The organism is Phenylobacterium sp. (genome assembly GCF_013822795.1).
Lineage (GTDB): Bacteria > Pseudomonadota > Alphaproteobacteria > Caulobacterales > Caulobacteraceae > Phenylobacterium.
This window is the reverse complement of the sequence record NZ_PNLB01000009.1, coordinates 37,905-59,340: the sequence shown is the minus strand read 5'-3', so window position 1 is coordinate 59,340 and position 21,436 is coordinate 37,905. Positions and strand designations below refer to the sequence as shown.

The 21,436-nt window shown below is 69.0% G+C and carries 17 protein-coding genes and 1 pseudogene; 5 read left to right on the top strand and 13 right to left on the bottom strand.

What is annotated here, in order from left to right; translation table 11 throughout:
* Nucleotides 1-38: 38 nt before the first annotated feature.
* Entirely contained in the window at nucleotides 39-941 is a 903-nt protein-coding gene (locus tag C0481_RS09825) for an alpha/beta hydrolase (RefSeq protein WP_293403134.1), read from the top strand.
* Here C0481_RS09825 and C0481_RS09820 read toward each other — a convergent pair.
* On the bottom strand, nucleotides 938-1,336 hold the full coding sequence (locus C0481_RS09820) for a hypothetical protein (protein WP_293403132.1): 399 nt from the start codon (nucleotides 1,334-1,336) through the stop codon (nucleotides 938-940). The two genes, C0481_RS09825 and C0481_RS09820, sit on opposite strands and share 4 nt — an antisense overlap.
* 114 nt (nucleotides 1,337-1,450) lie before the next feature.
* Here C0481_RS09820 and C0481_RS09815 point away from each other — a divergent pair, with 114 nt between their 5' ends.
* Complete coding sequence (locus C0481_RS09815) at nucleotides 1,451-2,317, top strand: 50S ribosomal protein L11 methyltransferase (protein ID WP_293403130.1); 867 nt, start codon at nucleotides 1,451-1,453, stop codon at nucleotides 2,315-2,317.
* On the opposite strand, the gene C0481_RS09810 is transcribed toward C0481_RS09815, so the two are convergent.
* Both C0481_RS09810 and C0481_RS09805 read right to left on the bottom strand, forming a co-directional pair.
* The gene (locus tag C0481_RS09810; protein ID WP_293403128.1) at nucleotides 2,275-2,871 is read right to left on the bottom strand and encodes a GNAT family protein; all 597 of its coding nucleotides are present in this window, start codon (nucleotides 2,869-2,871) and stop codon (nucleotides 2,275-2,277) included. The two genes, C0481_RS09815 and C0481_RS09810, sit on opposite strands and share 43 nt — an antisense overlap.
* Nucleotides 2,872-3,067: 196 nt before the next feature.
* Entirely contained in the window at nucleotides 3,068-3,412 is a 345-nt protein-coding gene (locus tag C0481_RS09805) for a GIY-YIG nuclease family protein (protein WP_293403126.1), read from the bottom strand.
* A 111-nt stretch (nucleotides 3,413-3,523) separates the two neighbouring features.
* Here C0481_RS09805 and C0481_RS09800 point away from each other — a divergent pair, with 111 nt between their 5' ends.
* Nucleotides 3,524-4,696 (top strand): MFS transporter, encoded by a 1,173-nt coding sequence (locus C0481_RS09800; RefSeq protein ID WP_293403124.1) that lies wholly within the window; start codon nucleotides 3,524-3,526, stop codon nucleotides 4,694-4,696.
* Nucleotides 4,697-4,733: 37 nt separating this feature from the next.
* Nucleotides 4,734-6,551: an aminopeptidase P family protein gene (locus C0481_RS09795; RefSeq protein ID WP_293403122.1), complete on the top strand. Its 1,818-nt coding sequence runs from the start codon at nucleotides 4,734-4,736 to the stop codon at nucleotides 6,549-6,551.
* Nucleotides 6,552-6,696: 145 nt separating this feature from the next.
* On the opposite strand, the gene C0481_RS09790 is transcribed toward C0481_RS09795, so the two are convergent.
* From C0481_RS09790 to lpxC, 5 genes and pseudogenes are all read right to left on the bottom strand, one after another.
* Nucleotides 6,697-7,107: an EVE domain-containing protein gene (locus C0481_RS09790; protein WP_293403120.1), complete on the bottom strand. Its 411-nt coding sequence runs from the start codon at nucleotides 7,105-7,107 to the stop codon at nucleotides 6,697-6,699.
* A 67-nt stretch (nucleotides 7,108-7,174) separates the two neighbouring features.
* Nucleotides 7,175-9,526, bottom strand: coding sequence for an NAD-dependent DNA ligase LigA (gene ligA, locus C0481_RS09785; protein WP_293403118.1), 2,352 nt, complete (start codon nucleotides 9,524-9,526; stop codon nucleotides 7,175-7,177).
* Nucleotides 9,519-11,216 carry a DNA repair protein RecN gene (recN, locus tag C0481_RS09780; RefSeq protein ID WP_293403116.1) on the bottom strand — a complete coding sequence of 566 codons (1,698 nt, stop codon included), beginning with the start codon at nucleotides 11,214-11,216 and terminating at the stop codon, nucleotides 9,519-9,521. The genes ligA and recN overlap by 8 nt, the downstream gene beginning before the upstream one ends.
* Nucleotides 11,217-11,430: 214 nt before the next feature.
* Nucleotides 11,431-12,306: pseudogene (locus C0481_RS09775) on the bottom strand (outer membrane protein assembly factor BamD); the annotation flags it as partial.
* Between the two features lie 267 nt (nucleotides 12,307-12,573).
* On the bottom strand, nucleotides 12,574-13,467 hold the full coding sequence (gene lpxC, locus C0481_RS09770; RefSeq protein ID WP_293403114.1) for a UDP-3-O-acyl-N-acetylglucosamine deacetylase: 894 nt from the start codon (nucleotides 13,465-13,467) through the stop codon (nucleotides 12,574-12,576).
* 359 nt (nucleotides 13,468-13,826) lie between these two features.
* Here lpxC and C0481_RS09765 point away from each other — a divergent pair, with 359 nt between their 5' ends.
* Nucleotides 13,827-14,582: a GNAT family N-acetyltransferase gene (locus C0481_RS09765; protein ID WP_293403112.1), complete on the top strand. Its 756-nt coding sequence runs from the start codon at nucleotides 13,827-13,829 to the stop codon at nucleotides 14,580-14,582.
* A gap of 55 nt (nucleotides 14,583-14,637) precedes the next feature.
* Here the strand turns inward: C0481_RS09765 and ftsZ are convergent, their stop codons facing one another.
* The 5 genes from ftsZ to C0481_RS09740 form a co-directional block, all read right to left on the bottom strand.
* A complete protein-coding gene (gene ftsZ, locus C0481_RS09760; protein WP_293403110.1) occupies nucleotides 14,638-16,257 on the bottom strand; it encodes a cell division protein FtsZ in 1,620 nt (539 codons plus the stop codon).
* 328 nt (nucleotides 16,258-16,585) lie between these two features.
* Nucleotides 16,586-17,914 carry a cell division protein FtsA gene (gene ftsA, locus C0481_RS09755; RefSeq protein WP_293403108.1) on the bottom strand — a complete coding sequence of 443 codons (1,329 nt, stop codon included), beginning with the start codon at nucleotides 17,912-17,914 and terminating at the stop codon, nucleotides 16,586-16,588.
* Nucleotides 17,915-17,937: 23 nt separating this feature from the next.
* Nucleotides 17,938-18,645, bottom strand: coding sequence for a cell division protein FtsQ/DivIB (locus tag C0481_RS09750; protein ID WP_293403334.1), 708 nt, complete (start codon nucleotides 18,643-18,645; stop codon nucleotides 17,938-17,940).
* Between the two features lie 172 nt (nucleotides 18,646-18,817).
* The gene (locus C0481_RS09745; RefSeq protein ID WP_293403106.1) at nucleotides 18,818-19,765 is read right to left on the bottom strand and encodes a D-alanine--D-alanine ligase; all 948 of its coding nucleotides are present in this window, start codon (nucleotides 19,763-19,765) and stop codon (nucleotides 18,818-18,820) included.
* The gene (locus C0481_RS09740) at nucleotides 19,762-21,138 is read right to left on the bottom strand and encodes a M20/M25/M40 family metallo-hydrolase (RefSeq protein WP_293403104.1); all 1,377 of its coding nucleotides are present in this window, start codon (nucleotides 21,136-21,138) and stop codon (nucleotides 19,762-19,764) included. The genes C0481_RS09745 and C0481_RS09740 overlap by 4 nt, the downstream gene beginning before the upstream one ends.
* Nucleotides 21,139-21,436 lie beyond the last annotated feature (298 nt).

Sequence of the window (21,436 nt, the reverse complement as noted above, 5' to 3'; positions counted from 1 at the left end):
CTTCAGGTTGCTCCCAACAACGCCAGGGAGCGACAACCATGCCGACGATCACCGCCAACGGGATTCCGCTCTATTACGAGGACCACGGCCCGGCCGACGGCGACGTCATCCTGCTGATCATGGGCCTGGGCGCGCAGATGACCCGCTGGCCGCTCGGCTTCATCGAGCTGCTGACCGCCGGCGGTCACCGCGTCGTCGCCTATGACAACCGAGACTGCGGCCTGTCGCACAGGTACGACGAGCTGGGCCCGGCCGACATGACCGCGCTCTACACGTCGCTGATGAAGGGCGAAAAGCCCAACGCGCCCTACCTGGTCTCGGACATGGCCAATGACGCCGTCGGCCTGCTGGACGCGCTCGGCATCAAGAAGGCGCACGTGGTCGGCGCCTCGATGGGCGGGATGATCGCCCAGATGGTCGCCGCCGTGCATCCGGAGCGGGTGCTGACCCTGACCTCGATCATGTCTACGACCGGCAACCCCGCCGTGCCGCCCGCCACGGCCGAGGCCTCCAAGCGCCTGACCGGCGTCGCCCCCGATCCCAAGGCCGACATCGAAGCCTTCCTCGACTACGGCATGGCCAGCGCCAAGGTGATCGGCAGCCCCGGCTATCCGGTCGACGACGTCGAACAGCGCGCCCAGCTGCTGGCCGACTATCAGCGCGCCTTCTATCCGGTCGGCACCTCCCGCCAGATGGCCGCGATCGTCGCCAGCGGCGACCGCCGCAAGGCGCTGGCGAGCATCACCGCCCCGACGGTGGTGATCCACGGGGCCGACGATCCGCTGGTGCCGGTTCAGGGCGGCGAAGACACCGCCGCGACCATTCCGGGCGCCGAGCTGCACATCATTCCGGGCATGGGCCACAACCTGCCCAAGGCGTTGTGGAAGCCGGTCACCGACCTGATCGAGCAGGCCGCCCAGAAAGCCAGCGTCGGGGCCTAGCTCCGCGCGCGCGCCTTCAACAGCTTCGCCGACAGCACGCCCAGGCCGGCCACGACCGCGATCGCTCCGCCGACGATCGCGGCGATGCCGGCCGTCTGGCGCACATGGGCCTGGGTCGAGGCGTTCTCGGCCGCGGCCTTCAGCGCCGGCGGCTGCACCTCGTGGGCGACGGTGCGCTTCAGCGACACCATGCCCTCGCCGACCGCCGAGACGCGCCAGCCGTGGTCGAGCCAGGCCTTCTGGTGCGGCTTGTCGGTTCCGATCCACCAGGCCGGCTGCTTGGCCGCCTTCGGCAGCGATGCGCCCAGCACCAGCTCGACCTCCGCGAAGCTCGCGCGCCAGTCGTCCTCGGCGCGTTGCGCGAGAAAGTCCGAGAGGGGGCTGTACTTGCTCATGGGCGAAACCTCGTCACTGGATGCGACATGATGGCACGGTCGGGCGCTGAACTGAAACCACTGAGCCCGCCATGCCCCCTCGCCTTTCGCGCGCCTAGCCTCTAAACGGCGCGCATGAGCCAAGACGCCGTTCAGATCATCTCCCGCGGCCCGCGCGCCGTGGCCGAAGCCGCCGCCGAAGCGATCGACGCCAATCCGCTGTTGGAAGGGGCGACCTATTCCATCCTGGAAGAGGACGAGGACCGCAACGTCTGGAGGATCGACGCCTTCCCGACCACGACCGAGGAGGCCGACGGCCTGGTCGAGGCGCTGGCCGCCTATCCGGAAATGAAGACGGTCGTCGAAAAGTTGGCCGACGCCGACTGGCTGGCCATGGCGCTGTCGGGCCTGCCGCCGGTGCGCGCCGGCCGCTTCTTCGTGTTCGGCGCCCACGACAAGGGCCGCGCCCCGACCAACGCGGTGAACCTGCGCATCGAAGCCGGCGCGGCCTTCGGCACCGGCCACCATGGCACGACGGTCGGCTGCCTGATCGCCTACAACGACCTGATCAAGTCGCGCCGCTTCGACAGGGTGCTGGACGTCGGCGCCGGCACCGGCGTGCTGGCCATCGCCGCGGCGCTGACCGGCAGCAAGCTGGCGGTCGGCACCGACATCGACGGACCGTCGGTGCGGATCTCGAACGAGAACGCCAAGCTCAACAAGTCGACCGCCCGCTTCGTGCACGCCTCGGGCCTCGGCCACCAGCTGGTGGCGAAGGCCGCGCCCTACGACCTGGTGTTCGCCAACATCCTGGCCCCGCCGCTGGTGGCGCTGTCGCAGGACATCAAGACCGCGCTGAAGCCCGGCGGCTTTGCGATCCTCTCAGGCCTGCTCCGCACTCAGGAGCGCCGTGTGCTGGCGGCCTACCTGTCGAAGGGTTTCCGCCTGCACCGCCGCATTCACCGCGACGCCTGGGCGACGTTGGTGCTGCGCCGCGCCTGAAGACCCCACTCGTCGGCCAACAAGCCGTAGATGAGCGTATCGCGCCAACCGCCTTCGCGCGCCGGCATATGCTGGCGCAACCGTCCCTCGCGCCGCATGCCCAGCTTTTCCATGATGGCGAACGAGCCCAGGTTCCGCGCATCGCAAGTGGCCCAGATCCGGCGTAGACCGATCACCTCGAAGGCTGTGACGACCAGGGCGTGCGCCGCTTCGTAGCCGAGGCCGCGTCGCCAGTACGGGCTGCCGTAGCTGTAGCCGAAATCCGCCTCGCCGTGCGCGCCCAGGCCAAGGCGGATCGAGCCGATGACCTTGCCTTCCTCGATCAGTTCGACAGCGAGGTTGATAGCCTGGCGTGGCCAAGTCCGCTGGGCAGCGAGGTGTTCGCCCAGGAACTTCTGGGTCTCCTCGGGCGTGTTCGGTCCCCAATCCATGTAGCGAACGGTCTGATCATCGACCGCATAGGCATGAACGTCGTCGAAGTCATCGACGTGAAACTCGCGCAGCAACAGCCGCGGCGTCCGCAACGGGAACCAAGGTTTGGGGTCTTCGGTCATTTGAGCTCTCTCCGAGGCTTGGCCGTCGGCAGGGGCTCGCTTGCGTCATGCTCGACCCCTGGCGGCGGGGTCGACGTGGGTCTTAAGGCAGGCGATCAGCCCACACGAAGACGCACGGCCCCGAAGGGACCGTTCGAATTCGACAGGGCGGGCGCATGACGCATGGCGACGTTATGCGCCACGCCGCTCTAGGCGTCTAGATCGCCGAGCTGGCGCCCAACTCCTCGCGCCAATGCCGCTCGCGCGTCTTCAACCACGTGTCCCGGCCGATCGGCCCCACATCGTCGTCCTCGAGTTGCTCGAGAATCACGAACTCGAACCCGGTCTCGCCGCCGGCGGCGTTGTAGGCCGCCTGCAGCGTCTTGTTGCGATGGCTGCCCAGCCGCAGCGAGAACAGCGAAGAGTTCCGCTGTCCATCCAGGTTGCGCGAGGCGCCGACGAACGTCTCGCCGGTCGACAGGCTGCGCAGTGCAAAGATCCCCACCGGGACCTTGCGCTCCTTGTACTGGCGTACGGCGTCGCGGCGGCTGGTCTTGTCCATGGCGACCAAATGATCCGATCAACGCCCGGAGTCAATTATACCCGGGTAAATTATTTGGGCCGACGTCTGACACCCGACTCCCCTTAGGCCTCAGGGCGAAGGAGCCCGGACATGCAGGCGCCAAGCATCACTCCCCGTCGCGCGGTCTGGACCTTGGGCGTGACGCAGCTGATCGGCTACGGCTGCACCAGCTACCTGCCCGCCACCCTGGCCAAGGCCCAGGCGAGCTCGCTCGGCGTCTCCACGGCGTTCGTGTTCGGCGCCTACTCGGGTGGCCTGCTGATTTCCGCCCTGCTCGGCCCGATGGCCGGGCGCGCGGTGGACCGGCATGGCGCGCGCCGACCGCTGGCCCTGGGCAGCCTGGTGTTGACGCTCGCCCTGATCGTTATGGCCGCGGCGCAGGACGGCGTGCAATTGGCGCTGGCCTGGCTGGTGCTGGGCGCCGGGATGGCCCTTGCCCTCTATGACATCGCCTTCGCCGGACTGGTCGGCTGGTTCGGCCAGGACGCAAGGCGCTCGATCACCGGGGTGACGCTGATCGCCGGCTTCGCCAGCACCATCGCCTGGCCGCTGTCGGCCTGGATGGAGGGCGCCTACGGCTGGCGGGTCACGGCGCTGTTCTGGGCGGCGACCAACCTGCTGATCGCCCTGCCCCTGCACTGGACCTTGCCACGCCCGACGCAGCCGGCGGAAGCCGCCCACGCCGCGCCCGACGAAGCGGACGAACCACCCGTGCCCGGCGCGGCCCTGAAGATGGTGCTGCTGGCCACGGCGCTGGCGGTGATGGCCGGGGTGGGCTCGGTGATGGCCGCGCACCTGCCGCTACTGTTGATCGGGCTGGGAGCCAGCGCCACAGCCGCTATCGCCGCCGGGATGCTGGTCGGCCCGGCCCAGGTCGTCGCCAGGCTGGGCGAGTTCTTCCTGGTCCGGCGCATCCACCCGCTGGTCTCGGCCCGGGTCGCCGTGGCGATGTTTCCGGCCGGCGCGGGATTGCTGCTGGCCCTAGGCCCCCTGGCCGCCGCGCCGTTCGCAGCGCTGTACGGCGCGGGCAACGGCCTCTTCACCATCGTGCGCGGCACCCTGCCGCTGGTGCTGTTCGGCAGCCGCAACTACGGCCGCCGGCTGGGAACGCTCAGCGTGCCTTCGCGGCTGGTCGGGGCCGTTGCGCCGCTGATCTTCGCCCTCGGCATGGAGCGCTCGGCTCAGATGTCGCTCTGGGTGCTGATCCTCGCCTGCCTGGGCGCGCTCGGCTGCCTCTTCGCCCTGCGCAAACCCGCCGCCTAGACTGGCGCACTCCCGGCGCGAGGACTAAGTTCGCGCTATGCGTCAGACCTTTGATGAAACCACCGATCCGTCCTTCGGCCCGAAGCACGTTCCGCTGATCCGCGCAGCCATGAAGGCCCAAGGCTTGGACGGCTTCCTGGTGCCCCACGAGGACGAGCACCAGAACGAGTACCTGCCCGAGGCCAACGACCGGCTCGGCTGGGCGACCGGCTTCACCGGCTCAGCCGGGGCCGCGGTGATCCTGGCCGACAAGGCCGCGATCTTCGTGGACGGCCGCTACACCCTGCAGGTCCGCGACCAGGTCGACGCCGGCGTCTTCGAGATCCGCGATCTCGTCGAGGGCGGCGTCCCGGCCTACCTCGAGACAGCCACGGCCAAGGGCCAGCTGATCGGCTACGATCCGCGCCTGCACTCGCCGGACGCGCTGGAGCGCCTGAAGTCCGCCGCCGCCAAGGCCGGCGCGGCGCTGAAGCCGGTCGCCGCCAACCCGCTGGACGAAGCCTGGGGCGCCGCGCGCCCGGCCCAGCCCACCGCGCCGGTCGTGCCCCACGCCCTGGAGTACGCGGGCGAGGAATCCTCGGCTAAGCGCAACCGCATCGGCCAGGCGCTGGCTGGCAAGAACGCCGACGCCACGGTGCTGACCGCGCCGTCGTCGATCGCCTGGCTGTTCAACGTCCGCGGCGGCGACGTCATCCGCTCGCCCCTGCCGCTCGGCCAGGCGATCCTGAACAAGGATGGTTCGGCGCGCCTGTTCCTCGATCCCGTGAAGGTTTCGCCTGAGCTGCGGGCGTGGCTGGGCAACGAGGTGGCGTTGGAGACGCCGGACGACCTGGCCGCGGCTCTCGCCGACCTGAAGGGCAAGCGGGTGCTGGTCGACCCCGGCCAGTCCTCGGCCTGGTACTTCGACACTCTGCTCAAGGCCGGCGCCGAGGTCGTGCGCGGCGAGGACCCCTGCGCCCTGCCCCGCGCCTGCAAAAACGGCGTCGAAATCGCCGGCACGCGTGAGGCCCACGCCCGCGACGGCGTCGCCGTCACCCGCTTCCTGCACTGGGTCGCCACCGAGGGCCAGAGCCGCACCATCGACGAAGTCGAGGTGGTCACCCGCCTGGAAGGCTTCCGCCAGGACACCGGCGCGCTGAAGGACCTCTCCTTCGACACCATCGCCGGCGCGGCCTCGAATGGCGCTATCGTCCACTACCGGCCGACGACGCGGCTCAACAAGCAGGCCGAGAAGGGTTCGCTGCTGCTGGTCGATTCCGGCGCGCAGTACCTGGACGGCACCACCGACATCACCCGCACCGTCGCCATCGGCGAACCGAGCCAGGAGATGCGCGAGCGCTTCACCCTGGTGCTCAAGGGGCATCTGGCGTTGGCCGCGATCCGCTTCCCGGCCGGGACCACCGGTTCGGCGCTCGACGTGCTGGCCCGCGCGCCGCTCTGGAACGTCGGCCTCGACTACGACCACGGCACCGGCCACGGGGTCGGCTCGTATCTCGGCGTGCACGAAGGTCCGCAGCGGATCTCCAAGCTGCCGAACTTCGTAGCCCTGCGGCCGGGGATGATCCTCTCCAACGAGCCCGGCTACTACAAGGAAGGCGCCTACGGCATCCGCATCGAGAACCTGCAATTCGTCACCGAGCCGGCCGCGATCGCCGGCGGCGAGCGCGAGATGCTGGGCTTCGAGACCCTGACCCTGGCGCCGATGGATCGCCGTCTGATCGTGGTGGAGCTGCTGTCGGCGCAGGAACGCGCCCAGATGGACGCCTATCACGCCCGGGTGCTGGCGGTGGTCGGCCCGCGGATCGAGCAGCCGGACGTGCGCGCCTGGCTCGAAGCGGCCTGCGCTCCGCTCTAACAGACTGAGATCCTCCCCCGCTGGGGGAGGTGGCTCGCCGCGACCGCGGCGAGACGGAGGGGGACTGCTCTCAAGTCGCTTGAGTCAAAGTCCCCCTCAGTCAGCCTGCGGCTGACAGTTCCCCCAACGAGGGAGCATTCATTTCCTACTCCCCCGCCATCTTCAGGATCGTCGCCCATTCGGCGTCGCTGACCGGCGAGACCGAGAGCCGCCCCTGGCGGAGCATCGGCATGTCCGACAGCGCGGGGTTGGCCTTCATGTCCGCCAGGGTGACGGACGTCTTCAGCTTGCGCACGGGCGTCAATTCCACAGCGACGAACTTTCCGGTCGGATCGCTGGCGTCGGGAAAAGCTTCCTTGGCGACCTGGGCGATCGCCACCACGTCCTTGCCCTCCTGGGAGTGGTAGAAGAACACCTGGTCGCCGAGCTTCATCGATTTGAGGTGCGAGGCGGCCGCGAAGTTGCGTACCCCGTCCCAGGTCGTCCGGCCGTCCCGTTCGAGGTCGGCGTAGGAATAGGTGTCCGGTTCGGACTTCACCAGCCAGTGTGACGCCACGACGATCCTCCTTGTGCCTGATCCAAGGTTGGGGACGGCGCGCCCCCGCGGCAAGCCCGGTCTGCGCCTAGCCGGCCACCAGGGCCAGCCATTCGTCCTCGGTCATGACCTGGATGCCCAGGTCGGTGGCGGTCTTCAGCTTCGAGCCCGCGCCCGGCCCGGCCACCACCAGGTCGGTTTTCTTCGACACAGAGCCGGAGACCTTGGCCCCCAGCGCCTCGGCCTGAGCCTTGGCCTCGTCGCGGGTCATCTTCTCCAGCGCCCCGGTAAAGACGATGGTCTTGCCGGCGACCGCGGTGTCGGTCTTCGGCCGCTCGGCGGCGATCACTTCGTCGAGCTGCTCGCGCAGCGCCACGACCTTCCCGGCGTTGTGCGGCTCGGCAAAGAACTGGGCGATCATCCGCGCCGCCACGGGTCCGACCGCGTCGACGCCGGACAGCTCGCGGAACTCCTCACCCGGCTCTTCGCGCGAAGCCGAGCGCGCCACCTGCAGAATGGTGTCCCAATCGCCGAACCGTTCGATCAGCGCCGCGCGGGCACGAGAGTTCAGCTTCGGCACGGCCAATTGCAGCCGCTTGTCGAGCGAAGTATCGTCCGGCACCAGCAGGGCCTGCTGCGCAGCGCCGAAGTCCAGCAGCGCGCGCACCGCCGTCGGCCCCAGGCCTTCGAGGTCCACCAGGGCCGCATAGTTCTCGCCCCCGACCTGCCCCGCCGCCGCCTGCGCGATCTGGACGAAGTGGTCATAGGTTTCGAAGTGACGGGCCAGGGCCAGGGAAGTGGTCTCGCCGACATGGCGGATCCCCAGCCCGAAGATGAAGCGGTCCAGCGGGATACGCCGCTTGGCGTTGATCGAGGCGACCAGATTCTTGATCGAGGTCTCGCCATAGCCGTCGGTGGCACGCAGCTCGGCGAGCTTCTCCTCGTCACGGGCTAGCCGAAAGATGTCAGCCGGCTCCTTGACCCAGCCGCGCTCGAAGAAGGCCGTGAGTTGTCGCTCGCCCAGCCCCTCGATGTCGTAGGCGCGGCGCGACACGAAGTGGCGCAGGTGTTCGATCCGCTGGAAGGGGCAGGCGAACTCCCCCGAGCAGCGGCGCACCACCGTCTCGGCCCCGGCGGCCGTGGTCTCCTTGACGATCGGCGTCTTCAGGTCGCACGGGCAGACCGTCGGGAATTCATAAGGTACGGCGTCGGCCGGCCGTTCCTCAGGCACGTAGCCGAGGATCTGCGGGATCACGTCTCCGGCCCGCTGCAAGATCACGGTGTCGCCGATCCGCACGTCCTTGCGGGCGATCTCGTCGGCGTTGTGCAGGGTGGCGTTGACGACGACCACGCCGCCGACCGTCACCGGATGCAGCCGCGCCACCGGCGTGATCGCGCCCGTGCGCCCGACCTGGATGTCAATGGCTTCCAGGATCGTGCGCGCCTGCTGGGCCGGGAACTTGCGGGCGATCGCCCAGCGCGGCGTGCGGGTGATGAAGCCCAGGCGCTGCTGCCAGTCGAGCCGGTCGACCTTGTAGACGACGCCATCGATGTCGTAGCCGAGCTTGGGCCGCACGGCCTCCATCTCGGCATAGGCGTCGAGCAGCCCCTGCCCGCTGATCACGCGGCAGCTCTGCGGGGTGGTCTGGAAGCCCCAGGCCTTGAGCTTGGCCAGCGCCTCCCACTGGCTCTGGGCGAACGGCTCGCTCAGCAGGCCCCAGGCATAGGCGAAGAACTTCAGCGGCCGAGTGGCGGTGATCTTCGGATCGATCTGCCGCAGCGACCCAGCCGCCGAGTTGCGCGGATTGGCGTAGGTCTTCAGCCCCGCGGCTTCGTTGGCGGCGTTCAGCGCCGCGAACTCCTCGTGGCCGAGATAGACCTCGCCACGGATCTCGATGACGTCGGGCCAGCCCTCGCCGGCCAGTCGCTTCGGGATATCGGCGATGGTCCGCAGGTTCTCGGTGACGTCCTCGCCGACCCGCCCGTCGCCGCGCGTCGCGCCCTGGACGAAGACGCCCTTCTCGTAGCGCAGCGAGGCCGAGAGGCCGTCGATCTTGGGTTCGGCCGTGTAGCCGACCTCCTCGGAGCCCGACAGGCGCAGGAAGCGGCGGATGCGGGCGTCGAACTCCAGCGCATCCTCGTTGGAGAACGCATTGTCGAGGCTGAGCATCGGCACGCCGTGCTCGACGGGTGAAAACTGCTCGGCCCGCGCCGCCCCGACCCGGGTCGAGGGCGAGTTCTCACGGACCAGGTGCGGGAACGCCGCCTCCAGCGCGGCATTGCGGCGCTTGAGATCGTCGTACTCGGCGTCCGAGATCGTCGGCGCGTCCTGCTGGTGGTAGGCGATGTCGTGGCGCGCGATCTCGTCGGCGAGCGCGGTCAACTCCTCGACCGCTTCGGCCTCGGTCAGGTCGGCAGGCGATTTAGCGGCTTCAGGCATGCATCAGGGCCCTGGCCGCGGCGCGGGCGGCGTCGGTGATCTGTGCGCCGGCCAGCATCCGCGCGATCTCCTCCTCGCGGTCAGCGAAGGACAGGGTCTCGACGGCGGTGCGAATGCGCTCGGCGTCGCCGCTCTTGGAAATGCGCCAGTGGGCGTCGCCGCGCGCGGCCACCTGCGGACTGTGCGTCACCACCAGAACCTGGGCGTCGGCGGCCAGCCGCTTGAGCCGCATCCCGACGGCGTCCGCCACGGCGCCGCCGACCCCTTGGTCGACCTCGTCGAAGATCATCAGCGGCTGCGGCCCCTCGGCGCGGCCGGCCAGAGAAGCCTTCAGCGCCAGGGCGAAGCGCGCCAGCTCGCCGCCCGAGGCGATAGCCCCCAGGTCGCCGAACGGAGCCCCTGGATTGGTCGCCACCTCGAAGGCCACGCGATCAAGACCCGTCGGACCGGCGCGGTCTTCGCCCAGCGCGTCCACCGCCACGCGGAAGCGGGCCTTGTCGAGCTTGAGCGGACCGAGTTCGCCCATCACCGCGACCGCCAGCCGCTCGCCCGTGGCGCGGCGCGCTTCGGTCAGCTTGGCGGCCTCAGTCAAATAGGTCGCACGGGCCGCAGCCACCGCCGCCTCCGCCGCCCTCAGGTCGTCCTCGGACGACTCCATGGCCTGCAGCCGCTCGGCGAAGCGCACGCGCAGCAGCGGCAGTTCCTCGACACTGACCTGCAGCTTGCGGGCCATGCCGCGCAGTTCGAACAGACGCTCCTCGGTCTTTTCCAGCTGATCGGATCGGAAGTCGAAGGCCTCGGCGGCGGCGTCGACAGCCGCCTCGGCCTCCTGGGCCTCGCTGAACACACGGTCGATGGCGGCGCTTGCGGCGGTCAAGCGTGCGACAGCGGTCGAGTCCTCGGTCGCGCCTGCAGCGACAGCGCGCGTGCGGGCGTGCTCGACCGCGCGGACGGCCTGGGCCAAACGAGGCCCCAGCCCCTCAAAGGCGGCGCGCGCCTCGGCGATGTCGCTGAGCGCCTTCTCGGACGCGCCCAGTATGGCGCGCTGTTCAGCCAGGGCCGGCTCCTCGCCCTCGCGCGGGTCCAGGCGGTCGAGCTCCGCCAGCCGGACGGTCAATTCCTCGGATTCCTCGGCCGCGCGAGCGACGGTCTCACGTAGTTCCTCGGCCCGTCCGCGCGCAGTCCGCCAGTCGCTCCAAGCGCGGGAGACCCCGGCCGCAAGCGCCGCGACGGATCCGTACGCGTCCAGCAACGGGCGATGCTTGCGGGCGTCGAGCAGGCCGACGGTCTCGTGCTGGCCATGCACCTCCAGCAGGATCTCACCCAGCTCGCGCAGCACCGTGGCGCTGGTCGCCTGGTCGTTGACGAAGGCGCGGCTGCGGCCGTCAGCGCTGAGCGTCCGGCGCAGCACCAGATCCTCGCTGCGATCGTAGGAGATGCCCTTGTCTTCCAGCACGTCCCAGACCGGATGATCGGGCGCCGGCGCGAAGACGGCCGACACCGCCGCCTGGGCCGCGCCCTGACGCACCAGCCCGGCGTCGGCGCGCGCGCCGACGGCCAAGCCCAGGCTGTCGAGGATGATCGACTTGCCCGCCCCAGTTTCACCAGTCAGCGCCGTCAGCCCCGGGCCGATGGACAGGTCCAAGGCCTCGATGAGCACGACGTCGCGGATCCAAAGTCCGATCAGCATGGCCGCAAGATCGCCCGGAATCAGCCGGTTCGGAAGACGCTTAAGTTCGCTTTAGGTTCTATTTGTCGCCGCCCAGGCCGGGGATGCGCGAGAGCAGCCCACGACGCTGAGCCGGCGCGGCCGACGCGGACGTGTCATTCGACGCCGTCGGCGGCGTCTCCAGGGCGGGCGGCGTCTCGGCGGCCGGAACTTCAGCGGGTGCGACGTCGGCGGCCGGCGGCTTGATGGTCGCGTCCTTGTCCTTCACGAACGGCAGGCGCGAGACCAGGCTCGGCTTCTTCGACTGGGCCGGCTCGACCGCCGGGCGCAGGCCCTTGTCGGTCAGAAGCTTGTAGGCGTCGCGGTACCAGACGTCGCCCGGATAGTTGTAGCCGAGCACCGCGCCGTTACGCTTGGCCTCTTCGGCCAGGCCCAGGGTCAGATAGGCCTCGACCAGGCGATAGAGCGCCTCGGGCGTGTGGCTGGTCGTCTGGTAGCGTTCGATGACGGTCTTGAAGCGACCGATCGCCGCCAGCGTGTCGCCCTGACGCAGATACCAGCGGCCGATGGTCATTTCCTTGCCGGCCAGCTGGTCGTTGACCATGTCGATCTTCAGACGCGCGTCGGCGGCGTACTCGGTGCGCGGGTAGCGCTGAACGACCTCGTTCAGGTTGGCCAGGGCCTGGCCGGTCGCGGCCTGGTCGCGGCCCACGTCGACGATCTGCTCGAAGTAGCAGATGGCCTTCAGGTAGTGGGCGTAAGCGGCGGCAGGGTTGCCCGGATAGAGCGAAATGAAGCGGTCGGCGTCGCCGATGGCCTCGGCGTAGTCGTTGCCCTGATAGTGGGCATAGGCGGTCATCAGGATCGCGCGGCGCGACCACTCGGAATAGGGATGCTGACGCTCGACCTCGCCGAAGTACTGGACGGCCTGATTCCACAGGCCGCGGTCCAGCCGGTCGGCGCCGGTGGCGTAGAGCAGCTCCACGGGCCGCTCTTCATACGCCAGTCGTGGCTTTTCCTTCTTGCCTGCGCAAGAGGCCAGGGCGAGAGCGGCGCAGCCGACGATAAGAGCCGTGCGAGTCCGGTTATTGCGAAGCAAGGACACCTTCACCTCAAAAGGAACGACGCGCGCCCCCGCGCCGCGAGTCCCCGCTTCTACAGCATGGAATGCAGGGCGCAAATGCGGCAGAGCATGATGAGAAGCCCCGCTCCACTTCGTCGCAATCAGGACAGCGCCTTCCTCACGCCGGACGGTGCGCGCCAGTGGGCATAGAGCGTCGGCAAGACGCTCCATAGGCTCAGTCGGAGATACGATGGGCCAGCCTAGGCCATGGCCGTAAGTCGCGCCCGCTTTTGGGGCCGGAAGGACGTAAGTCGTCTAGACCGCCTGAGCCAGTTCCGGCGCCAGGGTGCGGTAGCGCCACGACTGGGGCGACGCGAGCAGCGCGCGGACCAGCTGGTTGTTCAGGCCGTGGCCGGCCAGCACGCCTTCGAAGCGGCCGAGGATCGGCGCGCCGAGCACATAGAGGTCGCCGATCGCGTCCAGCGCCTTGTGGCGCACGAACTCGTCCGGACGGCGCAGGCCTTCCGGATTGAGGATGCGGTCGCCCTCGATGACCACGGCGTTCTCCATCGAACCGCCGCGGGCCAAGCCGATCGAGCGCAGGTACTCGACCTCATGCAGGAAGCCGAAGGTCCGGCAGTCGGCCAGTTCGTCGCGGAACGCCTGCTCGTCCATCACCAAGTCCACGGCCTGGCGGCCAATGGCGGCGGACGGGAAGCGGATCTCGAAGGCGACTTCGAACTGGTCCGAAGGGGTCAGGGTCGCGCGCTTGTCGCCGTCGATGAACTCGATCGGCTCAAGGATTTCGATGTAGGAGCGCAGCGCGTCCTGCTGGCGCCGGCCGGCGCGATCGAGGATCTGGACGAACGGCAGCGACGAGCCGTCCATGATCGGCATTTCGGGGCCGTCGAGCTCGACGATGGCGTTGTCGACGCCCAGCATGACCAAGGCGGCCATCAGGTGCTCGATCGTCGAGACCGACACGCCAGCCGCGTTCTCGATGACAGTGCCCAGTTGGGTCTTGGTCACCGCCTCGCCGGTCGCGGCGACGCGGTTGTCACGGTCGGTGACGTCGGTGCGGACGAAAACGATGCCCGAATTGGTCGGCGCGGGACGAACGGCGACACGCGTATAGGCGCCCGTATGGACGCCGACGCCGGCGAAGATCGCCGGACCCTGCAGGGTGTGCTGAAACTCTTGTGCGCGCAAAACTCGCCGCCTTCCTCGTTCGGACACACGGCCAGATGGCCGCATAACGCCCCACCTGTCAGGTAAGGGCTATGCCGCGCCGCAGCAAAACACTTCCTGTTTCGCAATGTTTCGATTTGGGACGATTAAGAAACCCTTAGGATTCAAGGGGAAGCGGCCACTGTCTCGCCATTTCGTTGACACCCGATTTGGCGCGCCGCTAGGCTGCCTGCAAGACGTTCGGCGACCAAGGAGGCCACGATGAGCCAATTCAGCGCACCTCCATCGTCCGTGACGCGCCGGGGCTCTCTCTAGGCCCCCCGTCACGATCCTGGCCCAACGGCCTTCCGGGCGCCCCGCGCCCTGTGACGAGACCACTCATGTCCGACCACTACGCCGCGCCGCTGCGCGCGGTCCTGCCTGCGCATGACGCCAGGCGACTGCTCGAACTCGAGGCGGAAACCCGCTTCGTCCTCAAAGACGGCCGCATCGCCAGCGAGGGCCCGCCCGACAACGCGCCGGGGCCGCTCATGTACATGGCCGCTGGCCGCGCCTGGATCGCCGCAACGATCGACGCCGATATCACCCACCGACTGAACGACCTCGTGTCGGAGGAGCCGGCGCTCGCTCCTGGCCGATCGCCCGTCGCTGCAGAACGCTATGTGGCCCTGCTTGGCGCGCAGGCGGGGCACGCAGGTCTCAGCTTCCTCCTACCGCACGCGACGCCCCTGCCCCACGGCTCCCCAACTATCGCGTCCAGCACGCCGGCGGCGTTGGAGTTGGAGGCTCGGCTCGCGCGTGACGGCATGCCGCCCGATCTGCTCGCCCTAAATTTTCGATCGGTCGCCGACCTCTGGCCGCCCTACTGCCTGGTGATCGCGGAGGGGCGGATCGCCGCGCTGGCGTTCACCGCTCGGCTCGGCGCGCACGGAGCCGAACTGGGTCTGGCCACCCTGCCGGCCTTCCGCGGCCGCGGCCTGGCCGCCCAGGCGGTGTCAGGCTGGAGCGCCCTGCCCGATCTTCGTGAGCTGACGCTGTTCTACAGTACGTCGGAGACGAACCTCGCCTCGCAGCGCGTCGCCGCCAAGCTCGGCCTGCCCTTCATCGGGCCGACCTGGGAGGTTTCTGGAAGCTGAAACGAAAAAACGGCCGGACGCGCGTCCGGCCGTTTCATCAATCTGGTCGACCGGCCTAGTTGGCCAGGCGGCGCAGGAACGACGGGATCTCCAGGTCTTCCTGGCTGTCGAACTGCGCTTCCGGGGCCGGCTGTTCGGCCGGCTGCGCGCCGCCACGGCTGGTCGGGGCCTGCTGACGCGTCGGTTGCGGCGCCGGCTGCTCATAGCGCGGACGGCTTCCGAACAGGCTCAGGAAACCGCCACGTTGCGGGCGGCGCTCTTCGTAGGCCGGCTCGCTGAACAGCGGCTCTTCCTCGAACTCCTCGACCGCCGGGTCGACGATCCGGGTGACCGGGCGCGTGACCTGCGGTTCCGGCGCTGCAGCGACCACCGGGGCTGGCGCAGGCGCGGGAGCCGGGGCGCTATAGAGATCGCCTTGCTCTTCTTCCTCGAAGACCGCCTTGACCGGTGCGGGCGCGGGCGCGGGGATCGGAGCGGGAGCCGGCGCGGCGGCGACCGGCGCAACGGCCGGGGTCGGCGGCACGTAGGCGGCCGGCTCCGGATAACGCGGCGCCGGACGATCGGCGAAGCTCGGCGGCGACGGGCGCTCGTAGGTCGGCGTGGCGCGCATCACCGGCTCAGTCACGGGCGCCGGACGCGAGGTTTCGGCCCGCAGCGGCGGGGCGGCGAGCGGCTTGCGCTCGATCTTCGGTTCGATGGCGGCCATCGAGGCGCCGTCCATGCCGGTCGCCACGACCGACACGCGGATCATGCCGTCCAGGGTCGGATCGAAAGCGGCCCCGAAGATGATGTTGGCCTCGGCGTCGACTTGCTCGGAGATAGCGTTCGCCGCCTCGTCGACTTCCAGCAGGGTCATGTCCAGGCCGCCGGTCACGTTGACCAGCACGGCCTTGGCGCCCTTCAGCGAAACTTCGTCGAGCAGCGGGTTGGCGATGGCGTTCTGAGCGGCCATGAGAGCGCGGTCTTCGCCGGTCGCCTCGCCGGTGCCCATCATCGCCTTGCCCATCTCGGTCATGACCGTACGGACGTCGGCGAAGTCGAGGTTGATCAGGCCCGGCAGCACCATCAGATCGGTGATCGAGCGCACGCCCGAGTGCAGGACCTGGTCGGCCATGCCGAAGGCTTCAGCGAAGGTGGTGCGCTCGTTGGCGACCCGGAACAGGTTCTGGTTCGGGATGACGATCAGAGTGTCGACATAGCGCTGCAGCTCGCCGATGCCGGCGTCGGCCAGGCGCATGCGGTGGCGGCCTTCGAAGTGGAAGGGCTTGGTCACCACGCCGACGGTCAGAATGCCGCGCTCGCGGGCGCACTTGGCGATGATCGGCGCGGCGCCGGTGCCGGTGCCGCCGCCCATGCCGGCGGTGATGAAGATCATGTGGGCGCCGTCGAGGTGCTCACCGATCTCCGGGATCGATTCCTCGGCCGCGCTCATCCCGACTTCCGGGTGCGCCCCGGCCCCGAGGCCCTGAGTGACCGTCACGCCGAGCTGGATGCGGCGATCGGTCTTGGCGAAGGCCAACTGCTGCGCATCGGTGTTGGCGACGACGAACTCGACGCCTTCGAGATGCGCCTCGATCATGTTGTTGACGGCGTTGCCCCCGGCGCCCCCGACGCCGAACACAACGATCCGCGGCTTCAGTTCGGTCGCGCGAGGCGCGGAAAGTGCGATAGCCATTGGGACCCTATGTCCTCCGTACCGTGGTCAAGGGAACTGAAAGCGACCCGCCCGCCCGGTTCCCGCGACGGCTGACGTTAAGGAAGCGCCCACCATCGTTAATTGGTGGTTAACTGCATAAGGCGAGTCGGAGGCAGGTGAAGGCGCATCCACAACAAAATTTCTTGCTGCGTAAGGCTTGAGCGTTAACCACGCCGTCAACCGGCGTGCGGCCTCGGGCGTTTACCGAACGGCGTGCGCTAAGCTGTTCTGGCGACTGGACTTCGCACCCTGAGCGAGCATGCCCGCAGCACGATTCACCCTGATGGCGAAGCTTGAAACGGTCCGTCTAAAGGTTTTCGCGCAGCCAGGCCGCCGCCTTGGCGACGGGGTTGGCGCGCGGATCCAGCGGCTCACGGCGTAGCTTGGCGCTGGCCAGGGTCTTGGACGATACCGCCTCACGCGGGCCGAACGCCGCACGCTGCAGCACCCCGGCGGCGGCGCAGAACGCCGGCCCGGAGGCCGCATCGGCCAGGTGCGGCACCCGCCGCGGACGGCCCAGGCGGACCGGACGGTCGAACACCCGCACGGCGACCTCGCGCACGCCGGCCAGCTGGCTGGCGCCGCCCGTCAACACCAGGCCGGCGCCGGCCTCGACCGGAGCGCCAGATGCCTTCAGGCGGTCGCGGAGCAGTTCGAGGGTCTCTTCCACGCGCGGGGCGATGATGCCCTTCAGCAGCGAACGCGGCGCGATGACGGGCCCCGCGCCCGGATCGTCGCCACGCGGCGGCGCTTCGATCATCTCGCGGTCCTCGTTGGCCGAGGCGATGGCCGAGCCGTGCAGCGTCTTGATGCGTTCGGCGCCGGCGACCGAAGTCGACAGGCCGCGGGCGATGTCGGCGGTCACGTGGCTCCCGCCCACCGGCAGGGTCTCGACGTGGATCAGGCTGCCGCCCGAGAACACCGCGGCAGAGGTGGAGCCGCCGCCCATGTCGATGCAGACCGCGCCCAGATCCATCTCGTCCTCTTCCAGCGCAGCCAGCGCCGAGGCGAACGGTGCGGCGACCACGCCCTCGAACTGCAGGTGGGCGCGCTCCACGCACGCGCCGAGGGTCTGATAGACGGCCTCGCTGACGGTGACGACCAGCAGCTCCACGCCCAGCGAGCGGCCGAACATGGCGCGCGGATCGCGGATCGCGGCCTGACCGTCGACGCTCCAGGCGACCGGCAGAATGTGGGCGGCGCGACGGCCCGGAATCTTGATCTGGCCCAGCGCCTGCTGGATGGCCCGGACCAGGTCCCCGTCCGAGATCGGACGCGCGCCCAGCGAGACTCGGCCGGCGATCCGGTGGCTGGCCAATTGGCCGCCGGCGGTGGCGACGGTGACGCCCTGAACCTGCACGCCGGCGACGTTCTCGGCCCGCTCGACCGCCTGGGCGATGGCGTCGGACGCCTCGTCGAGGTTGATGATCGCGCCGCCGCGCACGCCGCGCGACTGGACATAGCCGACACCCGCGGCCGTCAGCGTGCGATCACCGCGACGCACGCCGTCCGGCTTCATGATGAAGCACGTGACCTTGGACGCGCCGAGGTCCACGGCCGCCACCACAGGCTGGCGGCTGAGCGCGGCCTTCAGGCCCTCGCGGCTTTCCTTGCGTTCATCAACCCGGGTCGACAAGTCCGTACGTCCTTCCTTCAGTCTCACGCGCCGTTGGCGACCAGTTGGCCCGGCAGCACGCCATCGCGCGGGCGCACGGCCACCACGGTCGGATCGCGCAGGTCGATCCGCTCGAAGCCCAGCTCAAGAATGCGCGAGCGCTGATCGAGCTGTTCGAGCTGGATCAGGGCCGCGCCCTCGTCGACCGCCGGCAGTTGCACCAGCGATCCGTCCTTCATTCTCAGATCCCAGCGACGGCCATCGACGCGCACCAGCGCCTCGGTCCGCTCAGCAAGGCGGGGCCGCGCCGCGACTTCCGGCAGAATCGCCGCAGCCGCCTCGTTGGCCCCCGCGCCGACGATCAGCGGCAGGGTCGCAAAGCGGCCCGGATCGGCTTCGGGGATCACCCGGCCGGTCTCGTCGATGACGTAGCTGCGCCCGCCGTTCTGCCAGACCGCCAGTTGACGACGCTCGACCACGGCCAGAACCAGGGTGTCCGGCAGCAGGCGCACGACACGCGCTTCCTTGACCCAGCCGACGGCCTCGACCCGCTGGCGGATCGCCTCGAGATCCATGCCGATGACCGGCTCGTCCTGATAAACCGCCGCAGCGCGCAGGATGTCGGCCGTCGCCATCTCCGATGCGCCCTCGACGTGGATCGCCTTCAACTTGAAGCCGAAGCCGGCGAACTGGCCGCCGACCGCCGAGCCCATCGAGGCGCCCAGCTTCTCGCCGCGATGACCGGTCATCATGGTCACGGTCAACGCGATCGTAACCACCCCGGCGGCCGCGATCAGCGCATGCCAGGGCGACAGCCCGACGCCGCGGGCGGCGCCCAGCTTGCCGGGCGCGTACGCCGCCCCCGGCTTTCTGGCGCGGGGGGCAGACTTGGAGCTAGCGGGCGTTTTAGCCCGGGGCTTCGCTTCAGTTCGCGACTCCCCCCGCATGGCCGCGGGCATACGCATCCTCCGTGATCCAAAGTACTAGACGATCGAAATCCACCCCCTTGTGAGCCGCCTGCTCGGGCGCGAGCGAGGTAGGCGTCATGCCGGGCTGGGTGTTGACCTCCAGAAGGACCAGAATGTCGTTAATGTCGTCATAACGAAGATCGGACCGGGTAACTCCCCGGCAACCAAGGGCGGCATGGGCCAGCTCCGACAATTCCAACGCTTTTTCAAAGGCATGCTTCGGAATATCAGCCGGCACAACGTGCACGGAACCGCCCTGCGCGTACTTCGCTTCGTAATCGTAAAATTCAGTCTGCGGGATGATGTCGGTAACGCTCAACGCCTTACCGTCCATGACCGCGACGGCCAATTCCCGGCCGCGGATATAGGGTTCGATCATAACCTCCTCGCCGAAGGTCCATTGCGGCGAGACCAGCTCCTGCGGCGGGCGATTCGCACCCTCGCGAACGATGAACACTCCGACCGACGATCCCTCGGCGTTCGGTTTGATCACGTAGGGCGGAGGCATGACGTGGTCAGCCGCCGCGACGTGCCGGTTGAAGAGACCACCGCCCGGCACGGTGACCCCGGCCGCAGCCATCACCGCCTTGGCTTTGGCCTTGTCCATCGCCAGGGCCGAAGCCAGCACGCCAGAGTGGGTGTACGGGACCTTCAGGGTCTCCAGAATGCCCTGGACGCAGCCGTCCTCGCCCCACTCACCGTGCAGGGCGTTGAAGACCACGTCGGGCTTTAGCGCCGTAAGCGCCTGCGCCAGGTCGCGGCCGGCGTCGACATAGCTGACCTTTGCGCCGAGGCGTTCAAGCGCAGCGCCGCACTCCTTGCCCGACGACAAGCTGACTTCGCGTTCGGAAGAAAGGCCGCCCAGCAGCAGGGCGACGTGGTGTCCGGAAAGGGGAAGGCTCACTGGCTCACGCTCGCAGTCTTGCGGAAGTCGATATCGCTGTCCGCCACGGTGTAAACGAACGCGGCCCAGACGGCCACGTTCTGGGCGAGCTCCCTGGGATCGACCTTGTCCAGGGTGTCGTCCGCGGAATGGTGCAGGTCGAAGTAGCGGCCGGCGTCCTGCTGCAGCTCGACGACCGGCGTTCCCAGCCGCTTCAGCCCCGCTACGTCCGCGCCGCCGTCCTCGGCCGGGTCGCGCGAAATGATCACCCGCAGCGGGTTCACCGCTGTTGCGAAGGCCTGCATGGCCGGATGCCCGCGGCTGCCCGCGGGCAGCTTGGCGTTGAAGATCTCGCCGGCGCCCAGGTCGCTCTCGCCCGCGACGATCATATTGGCGACCTCGCCCTTATTGGCCTCAGCGTAGGCCCCGCCCGAACCGCCCTGCTCCTCGGCGCCCCACATCACCACACGGACGGTGCGGCGCGGGCGCTGCGGCAGGTCGGAGATCAGCTTGGCCGCCGCGGTGGTGATCCCGATGCCCGCCGCGTCGTCGACCGCGCCGGTCCCGGCGTCCCAGGAGTCCAGGTGACCGCCGATGACGATGATCTCCTCCGGCTTCTCGCGGCCGCGGATCTCGCCGACCACGTTGTAGGCCGGCGCCTTGGCGCGATAGGTTGAGGCCATGGCCAGCTTGATCCGCACCGGCTTGCCCCGAGCCGCCATGCGCTCCAGCAATTCGGCGTCGGGCGGCGACAGGGCCGCCATCGGAATGCCCGAAATCGCTGCGCCGCCGCCATGCGGCAGTCGGGTGTCGTCGGTCGAGATCGAACGCACCAGATAGGCGACCGCGCCGCGCTTGGCCGCCTCGAGGCCGCCTGAACGAGCGCGCACGGCGCCAGCGTAACCGCGGATATCCTGCGTGCGGCGCATCGGCTCGGTGACCACGACGATCTTGCCCTTCAATGCGCCCGCCGGTTGGGCCAGCATTTCGTCATAGCTGCGGAAGAGCGCGATCTCGGCCTCCAGGCCTCCGGCCGGCGTCGCCGCCGAGCGCCCCAGGCCCAGGATCTGCAGCTTCTGAGGGAACGGCGCCACCACCTCGGCGGACTCCGCCCCTCGCAGCCAAGACTCGGTCTCGAAGGTTTCGACGTGGACGTTCTCAAAGCCCAGCGCCTTCAGCTTGGCGACGCCCCAATCGCGCGCGCGGTCCATCGCGGGCGAGCCTTGGGGCCGGGCCCCGACCTCAGTGGTCAGTGACTCCGTGATGTCCCACGCGGTGGCGTCGGTCAGGGCCCTATCGCGCAGCGCGACAGCGGTCGCCGCGAGATCAGCGGCGGAGGCGGCGTTGGTCGAAACCAAGGTGGCGGCGACGGCCGCAAGCAAAGCAATACGCATCCGCGGCGCGTGCCTTTCGTCGGGAGTCCTGTCAAGGCGCCGGGGCCTCGCGTCGCGCCGGCCGCAGGCGCCGTCCCGACCAGCACCCGCGCAGCGCGACTAGCAATCAACTACGGATCGCATTAACTCGCTCAGCAAGTTTAAGCGCCATCGAATACTTGTATCAGAAAGCAGACGGCCGCCCCCTACGGCCAAGCTTTTACTCGGGTGAATCCCCGACAATCTCTATTCTCGCTTGTAAATGCGACGTAACGCCGCTACCGATTAACCACGTTCGTCGGGTCCGGCGTGACCAGCT

What these genes read in the sequence shown, in the direction of transcription:
- C0481_RS09740 (WP_293403104.1), bottom strand. Translation starts at nt 21,138, where the DNA reads ATGCGTATTGCTTTGCTTGCGGCCGTCGCCGCCACCTTGGTTTCGACC.
- C0481_RS09815 (WP_293403130.1), top strand. Translation starts at nt 1,451, where the DNA reads ATGAGCCAAGACGCCGTTCAGATCATCTCCCGCGGCCCGCGCGCCGTG.
- C0481_RS09825 (WP_293403134.1), top strand. Translation starts at nt 39, where the DNA reads ATGCCGACGATCACCGCCAACGGGATTCCGCTCTATTACGAGGACCAC.
- recN (WP_293403116.1), bottom strand. Translation starts at nt 11,216, where the DNA reads ATGCTGATCGGACTTTGGATCCGCGACGTCGTGCTCATCGAGGCCTTG.
- C0481_RS09750 (WP_293403334.1), bottom strand. Translation starts at nt 18,645, where the DNA reads ATGATGACCGGTCATCGCGGCGAGAAGCTGGGCGCCTCGATGGGCTCG.
- C0481_RS09810 (WP_293403128.1), bottom strand. Translation starts at nt 2,871, where the DNA reads ATGACCGAAGACCCCAAACCTTGGTTCCCGTTGCGGACGCCGCGGCTG.
- C0481_RS09795 (WP_293403122.1), top strand. Translation starts at nt 4,734, where the DNA reads ATGCGTCAGACCTTTGATGAAACCACCGATCCGTCCTTCGGCCCGAAG.
- C0481_RS09805 (WP_293403126.1), bottom strand. Translation starts at nt 3,412, where the DNA reads ATGGACAAGACCAGCCGCCGCGACGCCGTACGCCAGTACAAGGAGCGC.
- C0481_RS09765 (WP_293403112.1), top strand. Translation starts at nt 13,827, where the DNA reads ATGTCCGACCACTACGCCGCGCCGCTGCGCGCGGTCCTGCCTGCGCAT.
- C0481_RS09820 (WP_293403132.1), bottom strand. Translation starts at nt 1,336, where the DNA reads ATGAGCAAGTACAGCCCCCTCTCGGACTTTCTCGCGCAACGCGCCGAG.
- ligA (WP_293403118.1), bottom strand. Translation starts at nt 9,526, where the DNA reads ATGCCTGAAGCCGCTAAATCGCCTGCCGACCTGACCGAGGCCGAAGCG.
- C0481_RS09800 (WP_293403124.1), top strand. Translation starts at nt 3,524, where the DNA reads ATGCAGGCGCCAAGCATCACTCCCCGTCGCGCGGTCTGGACCTTGGGC.
- ftsZ (WP_293403110.1), bottom strand. Translation starts at nt 16,257, where the DNA reads ATGGCTATCGCACTTTCCGCGCCTCGCGCGACCGAACTGAAGCCGCGG.